This window comes from Streptosporangium sp. NPDC006013 (genome assembly GCF_040614275.1).
Taxonomy (GTDB): Bacteria; Actinomycetota; Actinomycetes; order Streptosporangiales; family Streptosporangiaceae; genus Streptosporangium.
On sequence record NZ_JBEXUE010000151.1, the window covers coordinates 1 to 20,291 of the forward strand.

15 protein-coding genes are annotated in these 20,291 nt (G+C 68.0%); 10 read left to right on the forward strand and 5 right to left on the reverse strand.

Translation table 11 applies throughout. The features are described from left to right. Window positions 1-151 precede the first annotated feature (151 nt). A complete protein-coding gene (locus ABZ260_RS22940) occupies window positions 152-835 on the forward strand; it encodes a response regulator transcription factor (protein WP_355621085.1) in 684 nt (227 codons plus the stop codon). Between the two features lie 94 nt (window positions 836-929). Here ABZ260_RS22940 and ABZ260_RS22945 read toward each other — a convergent pair whose 3' ends face one another. Further along, the gene (locus ABZ260_RS22945; protein WP_355621044.1) at window positions 930-2,090 is read right to left on the reverse strand and encodes an inorganic phosphate transporter; all 1,161 of its coding nucleotides are present in this window, start codon (window positions 2,088-2,090) and stop codon (window positions 930-932) included. Window positions 2,091-2,950: 860 nt separating this feature from the next. On the opposite strand from ABZ260_RS22945, the gene ABZ260_RS22950 reads away from it, so the two are divergent. Both ABZ260_RS22950 and ABZ260_RS22955 read left to right on the forward strand, forming a co-directional pair. Then, complete coding sequence (locus ABZ260_RS22950) at window positions 2,951-4,183, forward strand: sensor histidine kinase (RefSeq protein WP_355621049.1); 1,233 nt, start codon at window positions 2,951-2,953, stop codon at window positions 4,181-4,183. Between the two features lie 2 nt (window positions 4,184-4,185). Next, window positions 4,186-4,875, forward strand: a complete 690-nt coding sequence (locus ABZ260_RS22955; RefSeq protein WP_355621051.1) for a response regulator transcription factor — start codon at window positions 4,186-4,188, stop codon at window positions 4,873-4,875. 5 nt (window positions 4,876-4,880) lie between these two features. On the opposite strand, the gene ABZ260_RS22960 is transcribed toward ABZ260_RS22955, so the two are convergent. Then, window positions 4,881-5,078 carry a hypothetical protein gene (locus ABZ260_RS22960; protein ID WP_355621054.1) on the reverse strand — a complete coding sequence of 66 codons (198 nt, stop codon included), beginning with the start codon at window positions 5,076-5,078 and terminating at the stop codon, window positions 4,881-4,883. Between the two features lie 230 nt (window positions 5,079-5,308). Here ABZ260_RS22960 and ABZ260_RS22965 point away from each other — a divergent pair, with 230 nt between their 5' ends. Together ABZ260_RS22965 and ABZ260_RS22970 are read left to right on the forward strand one after the other, a co-directional pair. Then, the gene (locus tag ABZ260_RS22965) at window positions 5,309-6,241 is read left to right on the forward strand and encodes an ATP-binding cassette domain-containing protein (protein ID WP_355621056.1); all 933 of its coding nucleotides are present in this window, start codon (window positions 5,309-5,311) and stop codon (window positions 6,239-6,241) included. After that, window positions 6,238-7,008, forward strand: coding sequence for an ABC transporter permease (locus ABZ260_RS22970; RefSeq protein WP_355621058.1), 771 nt, complete (start codon window positions 6,238-6,240; stop codon window positions 7,006-7,008). The genes ABZ260_RS22965 and ABZ260_RS22970 overlap by 4 nt, the downstream gene beginning before the upstream one ends. A 76-nt stretch (window positions 7,009-7,084) precedes the next feature. On the opposite strand, the gene ABZ260_RS22975 is transcribed toward ABZ260_RS22970, so the two are convergent. After that, window positions 7,085-10,735, reverse strand: coding sequence for a CARDB domain-containing protein (locus tag ABZ260_RS22975; RefSeq protein ID WP_355621061.1), 3,651 nt, complete (start codon window positions 10,733-10,735; stop codon window positions 7,085-7,087). 401 nt (window positions 10,736-11,136) lie between these two features. Here ABZ260_RS22975 and ABZ260_RS22980 point away from each other — a divergent pair, with 401 nt between their 5' ends. The 4 genes from ABZ260_RS22980 to ABZ260_RS22995 all read left to right on the forward strand — a co-directional run bounded on the left by ABZ260_RS22980 (window position 11,137) and on the right by ABZ260_RS22995 (window position 15,853). Further along, entirely contained in the window at window positions 11,137-12,216 is a 1,080-nt protein-coding gene (locus tag ABZ260_RS22980) for a dihydrodipicolinate reductase (RefSeq protein WP_355621064.1), read from the forward strand. Then, complete coding sequence (locus tag ABZ260_RS22985; protein ID WP_355621067.1) at window positions 12,213-12,707, forward strand: carboxymuconolactone decarboxylase family protein; 495 nt, start codon at window positions 12,213-12,215, stop codon at window positions 12,705-12,707. The genes ABZ260_RS22980 and ABZ260_RS22985 overlap by 4 nt, the downstream gene beginning before the upstream one ends. A gap of 164 nt (window positions 12,708-12,871) precedes the next feature. Then, complete coding sequence (locus ABZ260_RS22990; protein ID WP_355621070.1) at window positions 12,872-14,437, forward strand: GMC oxidoreductase; 1,566 nt, start codon at window positions 12,872-12,874, stop codon at window positions 14,435-14,437. Window positions 14,438-15,043: 606 nt separating this feature from the next. Further along, window positions 15,044-15,853 carry a hypothetical protein gene (locus tag ABZ260_RS22995; RefSeq protein WP_355621073.1) on the forward strand — a complete coding sequence of 270 codons (810 nt, stop codon included), beginning with the start codon at window positions 15,044-15,046 and terminating at the stop codon, window positions 15,851-15,853. A gap of 131 nt (window positions 15,854-15,984) precedes the next feature. Here the strand turns inward: ABZ260_RS22995 and ABZ260_RS23000 are convergent, their stop codons facing one another. Beyond that, window positions 15,985-16,926 (reverse strand): transglycosylase SLT domain-containing protein, encoded by a 942-nt coding sequence (locus tag ABZ260_RS23000; protein ID WP_355621076.1) that lies wholly within the window; start codon window positions 16,924-16,926, stop codon window positions 15,985-15,987. Between the two features lie 147 nt (window positions 16,927-17,073). Continuing rightward, on the reverse strand, window positions 17,074-18,759 hold the full coding sequence (locus tag ABZ260_RS23005; protein WP_355621079.1) for a protein kinase: 1,686 nt from the start codon (window positions 18,757-18,759) through the stop codon (window positions 17,074-17,076). A gap of 394 nt (window positions 18,760-19,153) precedes the next feature. Here ABZ260_RS23005 and ABZ260_RS23010 point away from each other — a divergent pair, with 394 nt between their 5' ends. After that, on the forward strand, window positions 19,154-20,173 hold the full coding sequence (locus ABZ260_RS23010) for a metallophosphoesterase family protein (RefSeq protein WP_355621082.1): 1,020 nt from the start codon (window positions 19,154-19,156) through the stop codon (window positions 20,171-20,173). Window positions 20,174-20,291: the final 118 nt, after the last annotated feature.

Here is a 20,291-nt window from a genome sequence, read left to right on the forward strand (position 1 = left end):
CCCGTCGTACATCCCCGGATGTGACGTCGATCCGGCGGGGCCCTGTGAGGAACCCACGCCGATCGTCACGGTCACGGTCACCGAGGATCCCGGGGACGACCTGGCCGCCGGATGCCGGTACGCGAAAACACCCAGTCCTTACCATCGATACATGACGCGGGTGCTGATCGTCGAGGACGATCTGTCCATCGGTTCGGAGCTGACCGAGGCGCTGTCAAGTAGCGGCTACCAGGTGAGTCTGGCGATCACCGGGGGTGAGGCGCTGGATCAGGCGCGGCAGTTCGTCCCCGATCTCGTCCTGCTGGATCTCGGTCTCCCCGATGCCGACGGGGTGGTGGTCTGCCGGCGGCTGCGGACGGCCCTGTCGCAGGCGGTGATCGTGGTGCTGACCGCACGCGTCCAGGAGTTCGAGGTCGTGGTGGCGTTGGACGCCGGTGCCGACGACTATCTGACCAAACCGTTCCGGCTCACCGAACTGCTCGCCAGGTTGCGGGCGCATCTGCGTCGCCAGACCGTATCGCAGCAGGAGTCCGGTGTGTCCGTCGCCCGCCTGCGTCTGGACCTGCGCGCCCGGCGTGCCTACATCGCCGAGGACGAGGTCATGCTGCGGCCAAAGGAGTTCGACCTGCTGACGGTGCTGGCCTGCCACGCCGGTGAGGTGGTCACCCGCGAGGAGCTGATGGAGCAGGTCTGGGACGCCAACTGGTTCGGGCCGACCAAGACGCTGGATGTGCACGTGTTCGCCCTGCGCCGCAAGCTCAGCGAGTACGGGGAGGATCCACAGCGGATCACCACGCTGCGGGGGCGCGGCTACCGCTACGAAGTTGATCTATAACCCGCCTTCCGGTCCGCTCTCATCGCCCTCGCGGTGTGGCGACGTCACGACGCCGGCCACGCGCATCTTTACGCCACGGTGGTATGAGCCCTCCTCAGCCTTCTCTCACCGCCGGGACCGAGACCGGAACCGGGGCCAGGCGCCCGGTCCACTCGTCGTTGACGTTGCCGGCGTTGACCGGCCGGCGCTGCGAGGCCACGTACAGCCCCGCCGACAGCATCAGGGCGACGGCGAAGACCACTCCCACGCCCAGCACGCCGCCGATCACACTCGCGCTCGCCCAGGCCAGCGCCCCCACCACAGCCGCGGCCGGGAGGGTGACCAGCCACGCGGCGGCCATCCGGGCCGCGACGCTCCAGCGCACCTGGTCCAGGTGCCTGCCGATGCCCGCACCGATCACCGACCCCGTGCACACGTGCGTGGTCGACAGCGGGAGGCCGAAGTGGGAGGAGGCGAAGATCACGGCCGCCGAGGAGCCCTCCGCGGTGAACCCCTGCGGGGTCTCGATGTCGGTCAGCCCCTTGCCCAGGGTACGGATCACCCGCCAGCCGCCCAGATAGGTGCCCAGCGCGATCGCGGTCGCACTGGCCACGATCACCCACAGCGGCGTTCCCTCATCCTTGCCGATCGCCCCGGCAGCGATCATCGCCAGCGTGATGACGCCCATCGTCTTCTGCGCGTCGTTGGTGCCGTGGGCCAGCGACACCAGTGACGCCGAGCCGATCTGGCCGTACCTGAGCCCTCGCCCGCGGGTTCCCTCCGGTGCGTTCCCGGTGATGACGTACATCAGGTACGTACCGGCCGCCGCCACCAGGATCGCCGCCAGCGGCGCGAGCACGGCCGGGACCAGCACCTTGGACACGATCCCGGCTCCCTTGACCGCCGAGGTGCCCGCCGCGATCACCGTGGCCCCGACCACACCACCGATCAACGCGTGCGAGGAACTGGAGGGAATACCGAAGTACCAGGTCAGCAGATTCCAGGCCAGACCACCGATCAGGCCGGCGAAGACCACCGTCAAGGTGATCGCGCCGGTGTCGACGATGCCCGTCGCGATGGTCGCCGCGACCTTCAGCGACAGGAACGCCCCGGCGAAGTTCAGCACCGCCGACAACCCGACCGCCACCTTGGGCCGCAACGCCCCGGTCGCGATCGAGGTCGCCATGGCGTTGGCCGTGTCGTGAAAACCGTTGGTGAAGTCGAAGGACAGCGCCGTCACGATCACGATGGCGAGCAACACGATGTTCGCATCCATGCCCTCACCTATGACACCTCGGACGACGTTTAAGCACGTCAGAGTATCCATCGCGCAGAGTTGACCTTCCCGTCGGCCGCCTGTTGCCAACGCGGTGCCCGGCGACCCGTCCTGAAGGACCCGGATCGAGGCGACCCGGCGGTGGGAAGCCGGAGGGCACCGCGCCCGGCCGGTACGGGTGGTCGAACGCCTCCCGGAGAACGTACGCCGCTCGTTCCGCGGGCGTCAGCCTCGCCATGACGGGCAGGACCGCGAGCGCCGGCGCCAGGGGCCGGCGTACGTGTCGTGCCGCGACCGGGCGGACCGAACGACATTGGCGGATCCGCCTTCCCGCGCGGATATCGGCCCGGTTTCCGGCCTGCCAGGAAATACGGTGAATAGGTAATCGCCGGAATTGAAGCTGATGCGAAGTCGTGGACGTTGCGTCGGATTCGATGTCATCGGGATCGTGTCCGGTCGGTTGACTGATCGAGAGGCCATGTCCAGGTCGGCCCCGCCGTCTTGGTGGATGGCGAGTGGTGATCCATTAACGGGCCGGGCCGACCTGGACCCCGACCCACCGGCCCGTGAACGCGGGAGCGTTTTCGAGCCTTTCCCCGGGGTCGGTGGTCCGAAGTGGTCTGGATCATGGTCGTGGACGGATTGTCGGCGTGGATCCTCTCTGCCTCCGAAGAAAGAGGATCGCGATCGTTTTCGATGGGATGAAACCCCACTTGAAAAGCTACCTGAGTGGTATATCCGCCACATACCGCGCAAAGTTTGTTCTTTTCTACACCTACGGCGTTATGCCTTGTACACCTCCTGCGGTATATGGCATGAAGAGGGATGTCAGCCAGCGGGAATATGACTAGCATGCGCTGATGTACAGCTATGCGAGGACATCCTGGCGGAGACTTCTCACGGCGCATCCACTGCTCGTCGACACTGTGATCGCGGTGGCGCTGTCCGCCGTCATGTGGATGTGGGAACTCAGCGATGCCAGGTACGGGTCGCGTCCGCCGGACGGCCTGTCGCTCGCACTGACCATCGCGGTGAACATGCCGTTGGCCCTGCGACGGCGGATACCGTGCACGGTGCTGGTGGTCTCGTGCGCGGTGTCCCTGGTCCACCTGGCACTCGGCTACCACTCCCAGGTGAACAAGATGGGAGCGCTGCTGGTGCTGTACACCGTGGCCGTCCAGCGGCCCGTGGCGGTGTCACTGGCGGGGGCGGTGCTGACCTTCGGCCTGTGGTGGTGCTCCTCGATGGTGTTCCCCGGCACCAAGTTCTGGATGGCCGTCGTGTGGCCGCTGCTGGCCGTCGGCTTCACCTGGGCTTTCGGTAACGCCACCCGGATGGTCATCGAGAGCAACCGGCGGCTCACCGAGCTGACCCGGCAGTTGCGTGACGAGCAGGAGAACAAGGCCCGGCTGGCGGTGGCCCAGGAGCGTACGCGGATCGCCCGCGAACTGCACGACGTGGTCGCCCATCATCTGTCGGTGGTCGCGGTCCAGGCCGAGTTGGGCCAGTACGTGCTGTCAACCGATCCGGCCACCGCCGGCACGGCACTGGCCACCATCGCCGACACCACCCGTGAGGCCCTGGACGAGATGCGACTGCTGCTGTTGATCCTGCGAATCGGGGCCGACGACGAGCAGGAGACGCGCTACGACGTGACGCCCGGACTGGGGGACCTGGAAACACTGGTCGAACGGGTGCGCACGGCCGGGGTGACGGTGGAGGTGACCGTGACCGGCAACGAGCAGCCCCTGCCCCAGGGGCTGGATCTGTGCGTCTATCGGATCATCCAGGAGTGCCTGACGAACGTCGTCAAGCACGCCGCGCCCACCCGGGTGCGGGTGACCTTCACCTACGGCGCGGGCGTCCTGACGTTACAGGTGCGCGACGACGGCCGCCTCGGTACCGGCCAACCGGTCGAAGTGATCCAGAACACACCAGGCCAGGGATTGATCGGCATGACTGAGCGGGTCAAGCTGTACCAGGGCACGATCATCACCGGTTCTCGCCCCACGGGCGGATTCCAGGTCGTGGCGACCCTTCCCCTGCTCACCCGTCCCGGCCAGGAGCCCGCCGCCCTAACCAGCGAGAGGTGACGATGATCAGGGTTCTGGTAGCCGACGATCAGGAACTCATCCGGGCGGGACTGACCGCCCTCCTGCGCGCCGCTCCGGACCTTGAAGTAGCCGGTGAGGCCTCGGACGGTCACGAGGCCGTCCAGTGCGCCGCCGCCACCCGCCCTGATGTGATCTTGATGGACATCCGCATGCCGGGCATGGACGGCATCGCCGCGACCAAGCGCATCCTGGCCGACAGCCTGGCCGACGGCGGCGCGTCTCGTACCCCGCAGATACTCATTCTGACCACTTTCGACATCGATGAGTACGTCTACCAGGCGCTGCGCGCCGGAGCCTCCGGCTTCCTGCTCAAGCAGACCCCGGCCAAGCGCCTCCTGTCCGCCATTCACACCGTCGCGGCCGGGGACGTCCTGCTGTCACCCACCAGTACCCAGCGATTGATCGAGGCGTTCACGCCCGCCCCGCCCGCGGTGCCCGATCATGACATGTCCCAGCTTTTTGCTTTGACCGCTCGCGAGCTTGAGATCTTCACCCTGGTCGGCCAGACGCTGTCCAACCATGACATCGCCCAGAAGCTGTGCCTGAGCCAGGCCACCGTGAAAACCCACCTCAACCGCGCGATGAGCAAACTCGGTCTGTCCAGCCGCGCCCATGTCGTCGCCACCGCCTACGACTGCGGGCTGGTCACCTCGCGTCGACAGGCGGGCTGACCCGCCTACCGGCGCGACGGTTCCAGCATCGCGATCCCGGTCAGGATCAGCGACGTGGACCGGTCCAGGGCGCCTGCCCGCGGGTTCTCGGGAGCCTTGGCGCCGAACATCCCGCTCGGCACGGCCGTACCGACGTCGCCGGAGGGCCGTCCATCGTCACGACGACGAACCGCTCCGACTCCGGCGACGGGTGGCGCGTCCACCTTTCCCCGCCCATGGTTCGGCGCCGTTGTCGTCATGCCGAACCGGGAGGCCGGCCCGGCGACCGAGGCTCCCGCCGGACCCGGGCGTGGCCGCGGTACCCGGCGCCGGTTCGCGCCATGACGGATCCCCTGCCGTCGAATGCCGGAAGCCTTGGCACTCCAACTGTGTATCTGGTACAGATTAATCTATGTATAAGATACACGGTACGACGTACACAGAAAGGGCGAGCGTGACCGACGCCGCGATCCATGCCCGTGGCCTGGGCAAATCCTTCGGTGCGACGCGGGTGCTGAACGGAGTCGAGCTGACCGTTCCGACCGGCTCGCTGCTGGCCCTGCTCGGACCGAACGGGTCAGGCAAGACGACAACGGTCCGGATCCTGACCACGCTGCTCGCCGCGGACAGCGGCACCGCCACGGTGGGCGGCCACGACGTCGCGCGGGAAGGCGTCGCGGTACGGCGCAGCATCGGCCTGACCGCCCAGCAGGCCACGGTGGACGACCTGCTCACCGGAAGGGAGAACCTGGAGCTGTTCGCCGGCCTGCACCACCTGGGCAGGCGGGAAGCCCGGCGGCGGGCGGCCGAACTCCTCGAACGGTTCGATCTCGGCGCCGCCGCGAACCGCCGGGTCTCCACCTACTCCGGCGGGATGCGCCGCCGCCTCGATCTGGCGGCGAGCATGGTGGCCGTACCGCGGATCCTCTTCCTCGACGAGCCCACCACCGGCCTTGACCCGCGCAGCCGGGCGGAGCTCTGGTCGGTGATCCGCGAACTGCTCGCCTCCGGCACCACCATCCTGCTGACCACCCAGTACCTGGAGGAGGCCGACCGGCTCGCCGACCGCATCGCGGTGATCAACAACGGCCGCGTCGTCGCCGACGACACCCCGGCCGCCCTCAAGCGCCAGGTGGGCGCGGAGCGCCTGGTGCTGCACCTGTCACGGGCCGAGGACGTCTCCCGGGCCGGCACCGTCCTGGCCACCGGCACCGGACCGCATCTCGACGCCGACGCGCGGGAGGTCACCCTGGCACTGCAGGGCCCCGACCAGTTGCGTCACACGCTGAACCTGCTGGCGGAGGAGGGCATCGCCGTCGAGCGGGTCGAGCTGCGCAGCCCCACCCTGGACGACGTCTTCTTCGAGTTCACGGCGGTGGCGGTATGAGCGGGACGACGATGGGCGATCTGGGGCGTCTGGTCACCCGCGCGCTGCGCCACGAGACGCGCACCCCCGACGCGCTCATCGTGAACATCGCGCTGCCGACGCTCATCATGATCCTCTTCGTCTACGTCTTCGGTGGCGCGATCACCACCGGGTCCAGCGGGCTGACCTACATCGACTTCGTCGTTCCCACCGTGCTGCTCATGTCCGGCGGGTACGGCGCCGCGTTGACCGCCGTGAGCGTCACGGACGAGATGACCCAAGGAATGATCGACCGCTTCCGGACCCTGCCCATCAGCGGCTGGGTGGTGCCCGCCGGGCATGTCGTCGCCTCGGTGGTCCGCAACGTGGTGGCGACCGGGATCGCCCTGGCCGTGGCGATCGCCCTGGGTTTCCGCCCCGACGCCACGCTCGCCGACTGGGCGCTGGCGCTGCTTCTCGTCATCGGGTACGTCCTGGCGGTGTCCGCGATCGCGGTGCTCTGGGGACTGCTGGTCACCTCGGCCCAGGCCGCCGGTGCCTTCAGCTTCGTCGTGATCTTCTTCCCGTACCTGTCGGACGGCGTCGTCCCCGCGGAGACCATGCCGAGCCTGCTCCGCGGTTTCGCCGAGCACCAGCCGACCACGCCGATGGTGAAGACGCTACGCGGGCTGCTCCTCGACCACCCCGTGGGCGACGCGGGGTGGCTCGCCACCGCCTGGCTGGCCGCCGGCGTGGTGATCAGCATCCCCGTCGCGGCGGTGCTGTTCCGGCGCCGTACCTCGGCCTAGGAGCGGTACGACCGGCCATGCGGTGTCCAGGTTGGGAAGCACACCACATGGCCGGTCGTTCTCAGGCGCGGGAAGACTAGGGGGTGATCACGAAGCTCGACCCCGGTTCCTTCACGATGTTGCCCTTGGCCGAGTTGGTGATGGTGACGTTCGTCAGCGTCGCGCTGCCGCGGGCGCCGCTCATCGCCAGGATGCCGGCACCGTTGTTGGACTTGTCGATCCGCACATTGGTGACCGCGACGCCCGGCATGTTGCCGCCCCCGGTCTTGAACTGGATGCCGTCGTAGGTCGAGTCGTAGATGTCGGTGTCCCGGATGGTGACACCGGTGATGTCCCGGTTCGCCGCGAAGAGCGTGATGGCGCCGAACTCCTGGTCCTCGTTCCAGAAGACGCCGCCGCACCGGTAGAGCGCGTTGTTGGCTATCAGGGTCTGCCCGGAGAAGGGCAGCGGGTCGTGGTCGGTCGCCAGCATGATGCCCGGGTAGTTCATGGTGTCGTAGACCAGGTTGTTCTCGATCTTGTTGCCGTAGCCGCCGTAGATCGCGATGCCGGTCGCCCGCCAGGGCAGCTGGATGGTGTTGTTGATGAACTGGTTGTCGTGCCCGATGTCCACCGCCGGGTCCTTGACGTACCGGTTGGCCCAGACCGCCAGGGAGTCGTCGCCGGTGGTGCGGAACGACGAGTTGAACACCCGCGAGTTCCGCGTGCCGTTGCTGAAGTTGATGCCGTCGGCATAGGTGTTGCGGATGCGCATGCCGCTGAAGTCCAGCCCGTCGGCGGGTCCCCACAGATCCGGGATGTTGTCGTAGTCACGGCCGACCCAGACGCCCACGTTGGCGTGCTCGATCCACACGTTGGAGATCTTGGTGTTCTTGCCGAACCGCCCGTTCAGCCCCACCCCGCCCTCGGCGTTGCCGTCGCCGCCGCGAATGCGGCCCGAGCCGAAGATGGCGATGTCGGAGATCTGGACGTTGTCGTCGATGTCGAAGCCGAAGTTGCCCTCGTGCGGGTGGTTGATGCCGCCGGTCGCCAGGTGCGGCTCGGTCAGGGTGTACAGCTGGGAGTGCCACATCCCCGCTCCGCGGATCGTGACGTTGCTGATGCCCACCTGGTTGAACTGACCCCGGTTCAGCGGGTCGTCGGTGAGGATCTTCTTCTCCTGACGCCACTGTCCCGCCGGGATCCACACGCAGCTGATGACCCCGTTCTGGTCGTCCGTCACCGCCCGCTGGATGGCGGCCGTGTCGTCGAGCCCGTCGTTGGGCACCGCGCCGTACGCCGTGATCGAGGTGCAGCCGGCCGGCTGGCTCGCCGGTGGCGCCACCTGCTCCAGGTCGATCAGGTCGATGATGTAGAACGAGGCCGTGTCGGTGGCGTCGCGCTGCAACCGGAACTTGGTCCCCACCGGGTAGGTCGACGGCAGCAGCGCGTGCGACTCGTCGAACAACCGCCGGGCGTCGGCCTGCGGGGTGTTCGTCAGGGATTCCGGGCCGTCGCTGTTCCCGTACAGCCAGCTGTGCCGCGACGAGAGGGTCAGCTTCTGGGCGAAGGTGTCGTTGATGTACAGGCTGATGGTGGCCTCGATGCCGCCGCCGTTCGGCGCGTCGGGGATGGAGTTGCGCACCACGATCGAGTTGGCGGAGTTGGTCGAGGTGAACTCGACGAACTGCCCCGTGCTGTTCAGCCGCACCGACTGCCGCCCTGAGGACTCGGTGGCGAAGTTGGTGTGCCCGAAGGTGCGCAGCGGGTCGGCCGTCAGCAGGGTGCCCTGGTACCTGGCGGCCTCGGCCTCGTACTCGACCCACGGAACCGCCGCCCCGCGCCCGACCACGATCGCCTGGGAGAACGTGTTGTTGGTCTCGTTGGTCTCGGCGACGACGTTGGTCGCGTCGGCGGTGGCGGTGATGGTGGCACCGCCACTGGTGGCGGTCCAGCTGCCGCTGACGGCCACGTTGACCGTCGCGCCCGCGGCGATCGACGGGGTGTTGGTGTTGAGCGTGGTGCCGCCCACCGTCAGCCGGGTGACCGTGGTCGCGCCCGTCGCGGTGTTCCCGCGGTTCTTCACCGCCACGGTGAAGGTGACCGCCGCGCCGACCGCCGGGTTCGGCGGGTTGGAGCTGATGCTGAGAACCTGCAGGTCGGGGCCGGGAGCCTCGGTGACCACCAGCGGCGACGCCGCGGTGAAGGTGTTGTTGCCCTCGTTCTGCTCGAAGACCGTGTTCGACTCGTCCACCTTGGCGCTGACGGAGTAGCTGGCCGCGCCGCGGGTGCCGATGTTCGCGGTCACCGTGGCCTGGGCGCCGGCCGCGAGAGCGGCGACCGGAGCGGTGCCGGCCAGCGTGCCGCCGAGGTAGAAGTTGACATTGGTCGCGCCGGAGGCGGCGGTGCCGATGTTGCGCACCGTGCCGGTCAGCGTGATCGGGTTGGTCTCGATCGGTGCGTTCGGGGACCAGGTGAGAGCCGAGACCGTCAGGTCGGGGTTCGGCGCGGGGACGCCGATGACCTGGAACTCGGCGATCTGCCCGGCGGGTGCGCCGGTGTTGCCGTTGAACTTCAGCTGGACGTCGGCGACGGTGGCGTTGACGTCGATCGTCACCGTGTTGCCGCCGGAGGCCGGGTTGAACGTGTAGTTCTGCGCCGACACCAGGTTGGTGTAGCCCGTGGCGTTCTGCTCCCGGCCCAGGACCTGGATGTTCTGGGTACGGGTGCCCCACGCGGCGTCCGGGTTCAGCTTCAGCACGACCGAGCTGACGCTCGCGTTGGCGCCGAGCTTGACCGCCAGCGTGTTCGGGTAACCGGCGTTGCCCTCCCAGTAGGTGGCCGTGTTGTTGTCGTTGGCGTTGGCCGCGACGAACGTGTGCACGTGGCCGGACTCGACCATCTCCTTGCCGATGGCCAGGTTCGAACCGGGATCGCCGGTGCCGTTGCGGGTCACCGTGTTGCTGTTCGCCGAGACGTTGCCCGCCGCGTCCTTGGCCCGCACGAAGTACGTCACGGTCGCCGACGCCGGTTGGTTGTCGGTGTAGGTCAGCACGTTGCCGACGCTGCCCCGGAGCTGGTTGTTGGCGTAGACGTCGTACCCGGTGACGCCCACGTTGTCGGTCGAGGCGTTCCAGGTCAGCTTGATCTGGCCGGAGACCGGCTGGGTGAAGGCGAGGTTGCCGGGGGCCGACGGCTTCTCGGTGTCGCCGCCGCTGCCGGCGGCGGCGTAGATCTCGAACTCGGAGATCTGCGCGGCGGGCCAGCCGGTGTTGGCGGTGACGTTGACGCGCCAGTAGCGGTAGGTCGCGGCGCTGAAGTCGATCGTGACCTTGTTACCGGTCGCCGGGTCGAACGTGTAGTTCGCCGAGGCCACCACCGTGCTGTAGCCGGTGCCGTCGGCGCTGCCCTGGACCGAGAGGGTCTGGGTGCGGGTCTGCCAGGCGGCCGGGGCGGGCACCTTCAGCACGATCTGGTCGACGCTCGTGGCGGTGCCGAGGTCGATCCGCGCCCACTGCGGGAAGCTGTTGTTCGCGCTCTCCCAGTAGGTGTTCTGATTACCGTCGTTGATGGCCGACACCGTGTACTCGGCGGTGGAACTGCTGGCCTGGGTCGCCTTGCCCGGCGACAGGTTGGGTCCGCCCGCGGCGGAGGCCGGCACGACCGACCCCATGACGAGCAGACCGGCGGCGACCGTGCTTGCCAGCATGGCCGCCACCAGCCGTAACGGTACGTACGGTTTTCTCATTCGCGTTCTTCCATCTCTCGTCGAGCACGACAGGGCCGAGACGTGAAGGCATGCGCCTTCACCGCACACGGATGGGGGGCAGGTGCATGGGCGCAGCGCATTCCTGAAGTTGCGAAGAGCCGCGAGAAAATGAACTTTTCTTTGCAAGATTCTTGCGTAGTGTTGGCCAAAGGTTACATACGTGCTACGACCGCGTCAACGGTTGAAAAACGGCTTCCCGGACTGGCTTGACACCGGGTGTGAAGAAGGTCGAGACGGCCTGTGGACACCCGGTTGGGGATGGGGCCGCTGTGGATCGTCAGGATCTCGCCCGCGTCGCGGTCGTACAGCGCCCTCTGGGGCCGGCTGTCGAGATGGCGGCGGCACTATACACCAAACCAAGCGCTTGCTACTCTCCGCGCATGCTCTCCACGATTGTCTGGGGCACCGGCAACGTCGGCCGCGCGGCCATCCGAGCCGTCGAGGCCCATCCGGCGCTGAAACTCTCGGCAGTGCTCGTCCACAACCCCGACAAGGTCGGCCGCGACGCGGGCGACCTCGGCGACCTCGGCCACGAGCTGGGGATCGCCGCCACCGACGACATCGACGCGGTGCTGGCCACCCGTCCGCACGCCGTGGTGTACGCGGCGTCCGGCGACATCCGCCCCGATGAGGCCCTCGCCGACATCATCAGGGCGATCCGGGCCGGAGCCGTGGTCGTCACCCCCTCGCTGTACGCGCTCTACGACCAGCGGGGCGCCCCGCCGGAGCTGCGCGAACCGGTGCTGGCCGCCATCGCGGACGGCGGCGGCTCGCTCTTCGTCTCCGGCGTCGACCCCGGCTGGGGCAACGACGTACTGCCCCTGCTGATCAGCGGGCTCGGCACCGTCGTGGACGTGATCCGCTGCCAGGAGATCTTCGACTACTCCACCTACGACCAACCCGACTCGGTCCGCTACCTGGTCGGTATGGGCCAGCCGATGGACTACGAACCGCCGATGACCGCGCCGACGGTCCCGACCATGGTCTGGGGCGGGCAGGTACGGCTGATGGCCAGGGCGCTGGGCGTCGAACTCGACGAGATCCGCGAGACCCTGGACCGGCGTGCGCTCGACGCCACGGTGAGTACCAAGACGATGGGCGAGTTCGAGGCCGGCACCCAGGGCGCGGTCCGGTTCGAGGTACAGGGCATCGTCGAGGGCGAACCCCGCATCGTCATCGAGCACGTCACCCGCATCCACGCCTCCTGTGCCCCGGACTGGCCGATGCCGCCCGACGGCGTCGGTGCCCACCGGGTCATCATCGAGGGCCGCCCGCGCATCGAGGTCACGGTCGAGGCCACCGACGAGGGCGGCAACCGGTCGGCGGGCGGGAACGCCACCGCGGTCGGCCGCCTGGTGAGCGCCATCGACTGGCTGGTGGACGCGGAACCCGGACTCTACGACGCGCTCGACGTCCCGCTGCGCCCGGCGGTCGGCAAACTCGTAAGGAGAGAACCATGAATATCGACATCCCCGAGGGCAAGGACGCGATCGGCTACGTGTGGGGTGAGATGGTCCCCGGCATCGGGGTCGCCGCCTCGAAGTTCTCGATGGCGGTGTACGCCCACACGACCCTCGGACTCCGCGAGTTCGAGGCCGCCCGGCTGCGGATCGCGCAGATCAACGGGTGTGTCTTCTGCCTCGACTGGCGGACCGAACGGGACGGGCAGAAGGTCGAGGAGGAGTTCGCCGACGCGGTGACCGAGTGGCGTACCACCGGCGCCTTCGACGACCGCACCCGGCTGGCCGCCGAGTACGCCGAGCGGTACGCCCTGGACCATCACGGCCTCGACGACGAGTTCTGGACCCGGATGACCGCGCACTACAGCCAGCTGGAGATCGTGGAGCTGAGCATGAGCATCGGCTCCTGGCTGGCGTTCGGCCGGCTCAACCACGTGCTGGGCCTGGACACCGTGTGCATGCTGCCCAGTGGTCGGTCACCCTCGATCTGACACAAGTTACTTCCCGGTACGTGGTGGCTTAACATCTGAGAAACATGTAGAACTTGTTCTAATACGCCAAGAGTGAGGAAAATCACATGAGTGACAAAGCCTCGCGTAGGACAGGTTCCGAAGGCATCTCACGCCGTGGATTCATCGCTGGAACCGGTTCTATCTTGGGAGTCGCGGCCCTCGCGACTCCCGCCACCGCAGCCCAGGCAAAAGCCGCACGCGTAGCCGGTCCGATCGCCTCCGGGGCCCATGTCCCGGCCCTGGTGATCGGCACCGGCTACGGCGGCTCCGTCGCCGCCCTGCGCCTCGCCCAGGCGGGCGTCGACGTGCACATGATCGAGATGGGCATGGCCTGGGACACCCCGGGCTCCGACGGAAAGATCTTCTGCAACACGACCTCGCCGGACCAGCGCTCCTACTGGCTCCGCACCAGGACCAAGGCACCCCTCAACTTCTTCCTCGGCTTCCCGATCGACCGGGACATCTCTCGCTACACCGGCATCCTGGATGCCGAGGAGTTCGGCGGCATCACCGTCTACCAGGGCCGCGGCGTCGGCGGCGGCTCACTGGTCAACGGCGGCATGGCGGTCACTCCCAAGCGGGAGAACTTCGCCGCGATCCTGCCGTCGGTGAACGCCGACGAGATGTACAACACCTACTACCCGCGCGCCAACGCCGGGCTCGGGGTCGGCAGCATCGACCCGGCCTGGTTCGACTCCACCGCCTGCTACCAGTACGCCCGGGTCGGCCGCAAGCACGCCCAGCGCTCCGGCTTCCCGTTCGTCTTCGTGCCCGACGTGTACGACTGGGACTACATGAAGCAGGAGGCGGCCGGAACCGTCACCAAGTCGGCGCTGGCCGGCGAGATCCTCTACGGCAACAACCACGGCAAGAAGTCACTGCAGAAGACCTACATCGCCCAGGCCAAGGCCACCGGCAGGGTCACCGTCTCGGCGCTGCACCAGGTCACCTCGGTCACCCCGGCGGCCGGTGGCGGCTACACGGTCGTCATCGACCAGCTCAACACCACCGGGGGTGTCACGACCACCAAGACCGTGACCGCGGACCGGGTGTTCTTCGCCGCCGGCAGCGTCGGCACCAGCAAGCTGCTGGTCAAGCTGAAGGCCACCGGCGCGCTGCCCAACCTGAACAACGAGATCGGCAAGGGCTGGGGCGACAACGGCAACGTCATGTGCGGCCGGGCCAACCACCTGTGGGACCCGACCGGCAGTCTCCAGTCGACCATCCCCTGCTCCGGCATCGACAACTGGGACGCCGGTGGCGCGTTCGCCGAGGTCGCCCCGCTGCCCACCGGGATCGAGACCTTCGCCTCGCTGTACCTGTCGATCACCAAGAACCCGAACCGGGCCCAGTTCTCCTGGAACGCCGCCACGGGCAAGGTCGACCTGAACTGGCAGCTCGCCTGGAAGCAGCCGTCGATCGACATGGCCAAGACCATCTTCGACAAGATCAACTCCAAGGAGGGGACGATCTACCGGACCGACCTCTTCGGCGTCTACAAGATCTGGAACGACACCCTCACCTACCACCCCCTCGGCGGCGCCGTCCTGAACAAGGCCACCGACAACTACGGCCGCCTCACCGCCTACCCGGGCCTGTACGTCATCGACGGCTCATTGATCCCGGGCAACACCAGCGTCAACCCGTTCGTCACCATCACGGCCCTCGCCGAACGGAACATCGAAAAGATCATCGCTACCGACCTGTAGCGACGGCCTGATGATGTCGTCGGCCACGGGCGCGTGTGGCCGACCCTTCCCCGCGGGACGCGCATGGCCGTCCTCCTGCTTCCGGGGAATTCGCCTCGCTGCCCGGCCCGTTTCGGCCCGCACCCAGGCGTCCGTACGATCCTCGTTGTCTCCGGGATCTCCATCGCTTGAATGGCGTCAATGACGACATGGTCAGCTGAGTGGTCGTGCCCCGGCCGCCCCGGATCGTTCGCAGCCCGGCCGTCTGGCCGCCGCCGATATCGGCTATGAGGTCGTCTCCGAATGATTGCCAACGATCGTGGCTCCGGACGCGCACGGCGCTCCAAGACCATGAATCCCGGCATGAGATTGCTTTCTCAACGGGACCTGGTATACGGAAATGCCTTCGACTCATCGCTGCCGATCGGTAGGGGATCGTCCGGTCTCGGATGACCACATCGAGTTCGACGGAGCCGCATCGGTCCTGCTCGGAGGGTCGAGCGAAATATGGCGAGAAAATCCAGCCGATCGGATTTTCGTGCGGAGTTACATATTTCGAGACGTGCTCGTGATCAAGGTCCGGCAGGCTTTCCTTTTTCTCCCCTGTCGGACGATCAAGGAATTCATATGAAGCGAGTGATCGCGAGTGTCACGGTGGCCACGGCCGCCCTGCTCGTGACCGCAGCCCCCGCCCAGGCCGCTCCCGCTCCCGCGGACCCGGTCAAGGCGTTGAAGAGCCGGCTCGTCGCGGGCCAGGGGGTGAAGTTCACCGAGCTCAGCACCATGAAGGAGGAGGGCAAGACCGAGCCGTACCTCAAGCGCACGGGCTCGTTCCAGTTCGGCAGGGCCGGGATCGTCGCCTCGGACATCAGCTCGAAAGCCGCGACGCCGGTCGACCCGAGGATCGGGCAGCACAACGGTATGTTCGCCCCCGGGCGGACGATCCGGATCGGCACCACGAGCTACTCCCAGGGGGGCACCTACCGCGACAAGATGCCGAGTGGCAAGAGCTGGTACAAGAGCCCGGACGGCATGACCGGCGACGTGGCCGGCTGGTTCAGCCAGCTCGTGAACGTCGCCGAGCCGGCGACCCTCGCCACCCTGCTCAAGGGGGCCAAGCAGACCCGTGACACCTACACCGGCACCACCACGTTCGGCCGGCTCGCCAAGGTCTCACCCTGGTTCCGCGCCACCCTGCCGCTCAGGTCGAGCGACAAGACCGTGGTGACGTTCAAGCTCACCGTGGACCGCAACCGGCTCCCGCGGCAGCTGACCACGTCCTTCCCGGTCACCGGCATCTTCGACAGCGCCGGCTGGGAAGGAAAGACGCTCAGCGCCGAGACCCGCTACACCGGCTGGGGGAGCAGGGTCTCCATCAAGGCTCCGCCCGCGAACAAGGTGACCACCAAGCTTGAGGACAAGGACGGCCTGCCCTAGCGGCCGTCGGGCCCGGTGGCGGCGCCATGCGATGAGGACCTCCCGGGGCGGTGACTCCCGCGTCGGGGGTTCCCCGCGGAGCGCCTTGACGGCCGGACCCCTTGGTAAGAACGCCGGTGAGCACCCCCGGGTCAGGGACCGGTGAGGCGGCGGTCGCCGTCGGTGGTGACCACGTAGACCTGCCAGTTGTAGTACGCGTAGTAGTTCCTGATGTCCCGCTTGATCTGGCGGGCGTGCAGCTGCACCGCGTCGACGTACGCCCAGGAGTGGTTGTAGGCGTACAGCGCTCGCCGGTAGTCGCGCGGTGCTCCCGAGGCGCGCAGGTAGTTGGCCGCGGCGAGCAGGGCGTCGCGGGTGTCCTGGATGTCGCCGCCCATCCCGTAGGCGGCCCAGGTGCCCGGCATGAACTGCATGGGTCCCTTGGCACCGGTGTGGCTCGGTGAGCGTACCCGGCCGAACTTGGTCTCGACGAACATCACCGCCGCCAGGATCTCCCAGTCGACGCCGAACCGGCGCTCGGCGTGCTTGAAGTGGCCGAGCAGGACATCGGCGGGCTTGGCCGGCTGGACGCGGAACTTCGCCGACCCGCTGATGGGGTGGACGAGGGAGAGCAGGTTCCGGATGGCCGTCACGTTGTCCTTCGCCTGCGCGGCCAGGGACTTCGACAGCCTGGCGTAGGTGCGGGAGGCGACCTCCGGGTTGCGGGCGAGATAGCGGTAGACGCGCTGCTGCTGCAGGGCCAGCAGCACCACCGGCTCGGGGGGCTGCCCCTTGCCGGGGTCCCCGTCGCGGATCCAGTCGTCGGTGGCGCGCCGGAGCTCCGCGACGGTACCGGTCAGGGAACGGGCCAGTTTCGCGGGGTCCTTGGGGATCGCCGCCTTCGGATCGGGCAGGGCGGGTTGCGACACCGCCGACTGCTCCGGAGCCGGCTGTGCCGCTGTCTGACCTGGAGCTGTCTCGCTCGGAGCCGTCCGGCTCGGCGCGTTCGACGAGGCGGCACCCGACGAGGTGGCACCCGACGAGGCGGCGCAGCCGGAGGTCGCCACGGCCAGGCTGACGAGCGCCGCGGCCATCGGTCTCCACCGGCCGGTACGCACGGCCGGCGGTACGGGCACCGCCCGCCCGCTCGGTCGGTGGCTGTGAATCCCAGCGCGCTGATCACTCATCGGTCTCAACGTACCCGAGCGACGACCTTTCAGGGGCGACCTCCAGAACCGGAGCTACCAGAACACCCAGGGGCTTTCGCTGCCCCCGCCGAAGGCGGAGGTGCCGCTCCTGCGCCAGCGTTGCCGGACGTTGAGCTTCGCACCTGTGCGCTGAGCGGTGACGGTGAACGGGCCGCAGGTGGCGACCGCGCCGTCGCCGGCCGGCGACAGACCGGTGCAGATCATGGGCGGGGACACGTTGGTATCGGCGTCGGTGTTGTACAGCTGGACATGTACGTCCGAGCGCACATCGGCGGCGCCCCGGATACGGCCGAGCAGATGGAAGACATCGCCGACCAGGGCCATGCACGGTGACATCTGCGTGCCGGTGCCGTCTCCGGTGGAGAGCCATGCCCTACACCGCCACTGGGGTTTCGGCTGTTCGGAAGCGGGGGTGTCCGCCGGGCCCTCGACTGCCGGTGCGACCTCCGTCTTCGGCCGTGTGGGTTTCGGCAACGGCCTGGCGGTGACCTTGTCCTTCTTGGCGGGCTCAGTGGCGGTGATCGGCGGGGTGCTGGGCGCCGTCTTGGGCTCGGGCTCGGGTAGAGGGGACTCTTCCGAGGCGGGGGCGTCGGTTTGCGGGATCGGTGGTGTGTTCCGGGCCGTCATGGGGGGCACCAGGGCGGCCGCGGTCGTGGAACGCTCTGCCGGCGCGGTGAGACCGGCCTCGGAGGAGTTCACGACCAGGGCTACGGCGGCTGAGGCGGCCAGCGCGGTCGTGACCGCCGCCGCGCCGATCAGGCGCGGCCTGAGCCGTGATCGTGACTTGGGGCGGGGACGAGGCGAGGTGGCGGCCAGATCGGGGGCCACGCCGGGGGCCAGGGGTTCGCGGGTGATCGCGGGGTCGGCCGTCCGGCTGATCGGGGGCAGCGCGGGCAAGCCGGCCAGGGCCGGTACCAGGGCGTGTGCGGTCGCGGCCACGTGATCGATGGAGGGCCGCTGCGCCGGATCTTTCGCGACACAGGCGGTGATCATCGACCAGACGGCATCGGGCATCCCGGCCAGCCTGCGTGGGGCCGAGATCGCGTGCTGGCGTAACACGGCCATCGGATGGTCGCCGACGAAGGGCGGACGTCCGGCCAGCAGCTCGTACAGCACCAGGCCGGTCGCGTAGACGTCCACGGCAGGGGTGGCAGGTTGCCCATCGGCCACTTCGGGCGCCAGGTAGGAAGGGGTACCGAGGATCAAGCTGGTCTGGGTCAGACCGGGGCCGTGCGCGAGACGCGCCACGCCGAAGTCGGTCAGCCGTGCCTGTCCGGCGGCATCGATCAGGACGTTCTCCGGTTTGACGTCACGGTGAACCACGCCGTGGGCGTGGGCGTGCGTCAGTGCGTCGGCGATCTGGCCGATCAGGCGTACGGCCTCGGCGGGAGGTAATGAGCCACGCTCACGCAGCAGCGCCCGTAGATCCTTGCCGTCGACGAGATCCATCACCAGGGCGAGCTGGTCGCCCCCCATCACGAAGTCGCGCATCGTGACAATGTGGGGATGGTGCAGCGCGCGCAGCACGTTGCGCTCCTGCACGAACCGCAGCACCAGACCGTCGTCGGCGCTGAGGTTCTTGTGGAGAGCCTTCACCGCCACCGGCTCGCCGGTGGCCACCGAGCGGGCTCTCCACACCGTGCCCATTCCCCCGGTGCCGATCTCTCCCAGCAGCTCGTACCGGCCGGCGAGTAGCGCCTCAAGACCGTCAGCCGTCACGCGTGCCCCCTTCGCCGCACCGGGCGAGCCATCAAATTAACGAATCCCTCGAAATAAAAGGAATGGCGATCTATTGCCGGATTCTCCCGTGGGACCAGCTCATCAGGCCGATCGATCCACGCAAGGTGAACGGCGGCCCAGGTGACGCACTCTGCCGAGTAAGGATCATAGAGCGCGACGGCGGATAAACGAATACGGAGTTTCGCCTCTTGACCGGATACCCGAGAGCGCAAGGGGTCGAGGGCGAGGCTGCCGAGCCCCGCAGCGAAGTCGATGTTGCCGTCGTTGCGGCAATCTGTCCGGGAGGTCATGCCCGCCCATGGGAGCACTTGAGAGTCGCACGTGGTGGATAATCCTTTGCACGCCGAATCGCTGCCCGCCTAGGCTCGCCGGGGTGCGACGTACCGTCATCGTCGGTGACATTCACGGCTGCTTCGACGAACTGCTCGAACTGCTGAAGAAAGTCGACCTCCGCCCGGACGACCTGCTGGTCAGCGTCGGCGATCTGGTCGACCGCGGCCCGGCGCCCGGTGAGGTGGTCAGGCTTTTCCGCGAACGTCCGAACTCGGTCGTGGTCATGGGCAACCACGAGAGGAAGCACGTGCGCGGGATCTTCTCCTACGCGCAGGAGATCACGCGCTTGCAGTTGGGCGACCGCTACGCCGAGACGGTCCACTGGATGCGGACGCTGCCGTACTACTTCGAGAACGAGCATGTCCGGGTCGTCCACGCCGCGATGCTGCCCGGAATTCCGCCGGCCGACCAGAAGGAGGAGATCCTCTGCGGCTCGACCAGCGGCCAACGAGAGCTCACCGTGCTGTTCCCGGACGGCCACTGGCATGACCACTACACCGACGTCAAGCCGGTCGTGTTCGGCCATCATGTGACCGGGCGTGAGCCGATGATCCGCGACGGCAGGATCTTCGGCCTGGACACCGGTGCCTGTCACGGCTGGAACCTGACCGCGCTGTGCGTGCCGGGATTCACGGTCCACTCGGTGCAGGCGCACGCGGATCACTGGTCGATCGCCAAGCGCCGGTGGCAGTTGCCCGTCCTGAAGACCAAGCCCTGGCACGACTTCACCTGGTCAGAGCTGGCTGAGGCGATCGTGCGGTTCTCCTCGACGCCCGACGCCGCCGCGCGCGGCTGGCTGGAGACGGTCGAGAAGTGGGCCGCGGATCTGCGGTCGTCGTTTCCCGCCCTGGTGGCCGCGGCGCATCGCGTCGCCGACGGGCTCACCGTGAACGAGCTGCGACGACATCCCGCCGCGCAGTACCTGTTCCAGGCCCGTAACGGCCGGCTCGACCAGGCCGGCCTGGCCAGGCGGTGCTCGACCCCGCGCAGAACGATCGACATGGCGGCCGCGCTGGGGCTGGCCGTGCCCGAACCGCCCATCGGCCTGAAGGGGCCGTGACCACCTGCCCCAGGCCCCGGCCCGCACTCGCGGGCCGGGGGGGGTTGGGGGGTTTGGGGGGGTGGGACCGGAGGGTGGGGGGGGGGTATTTTTAAAACAAAAAATAAATATATATAAA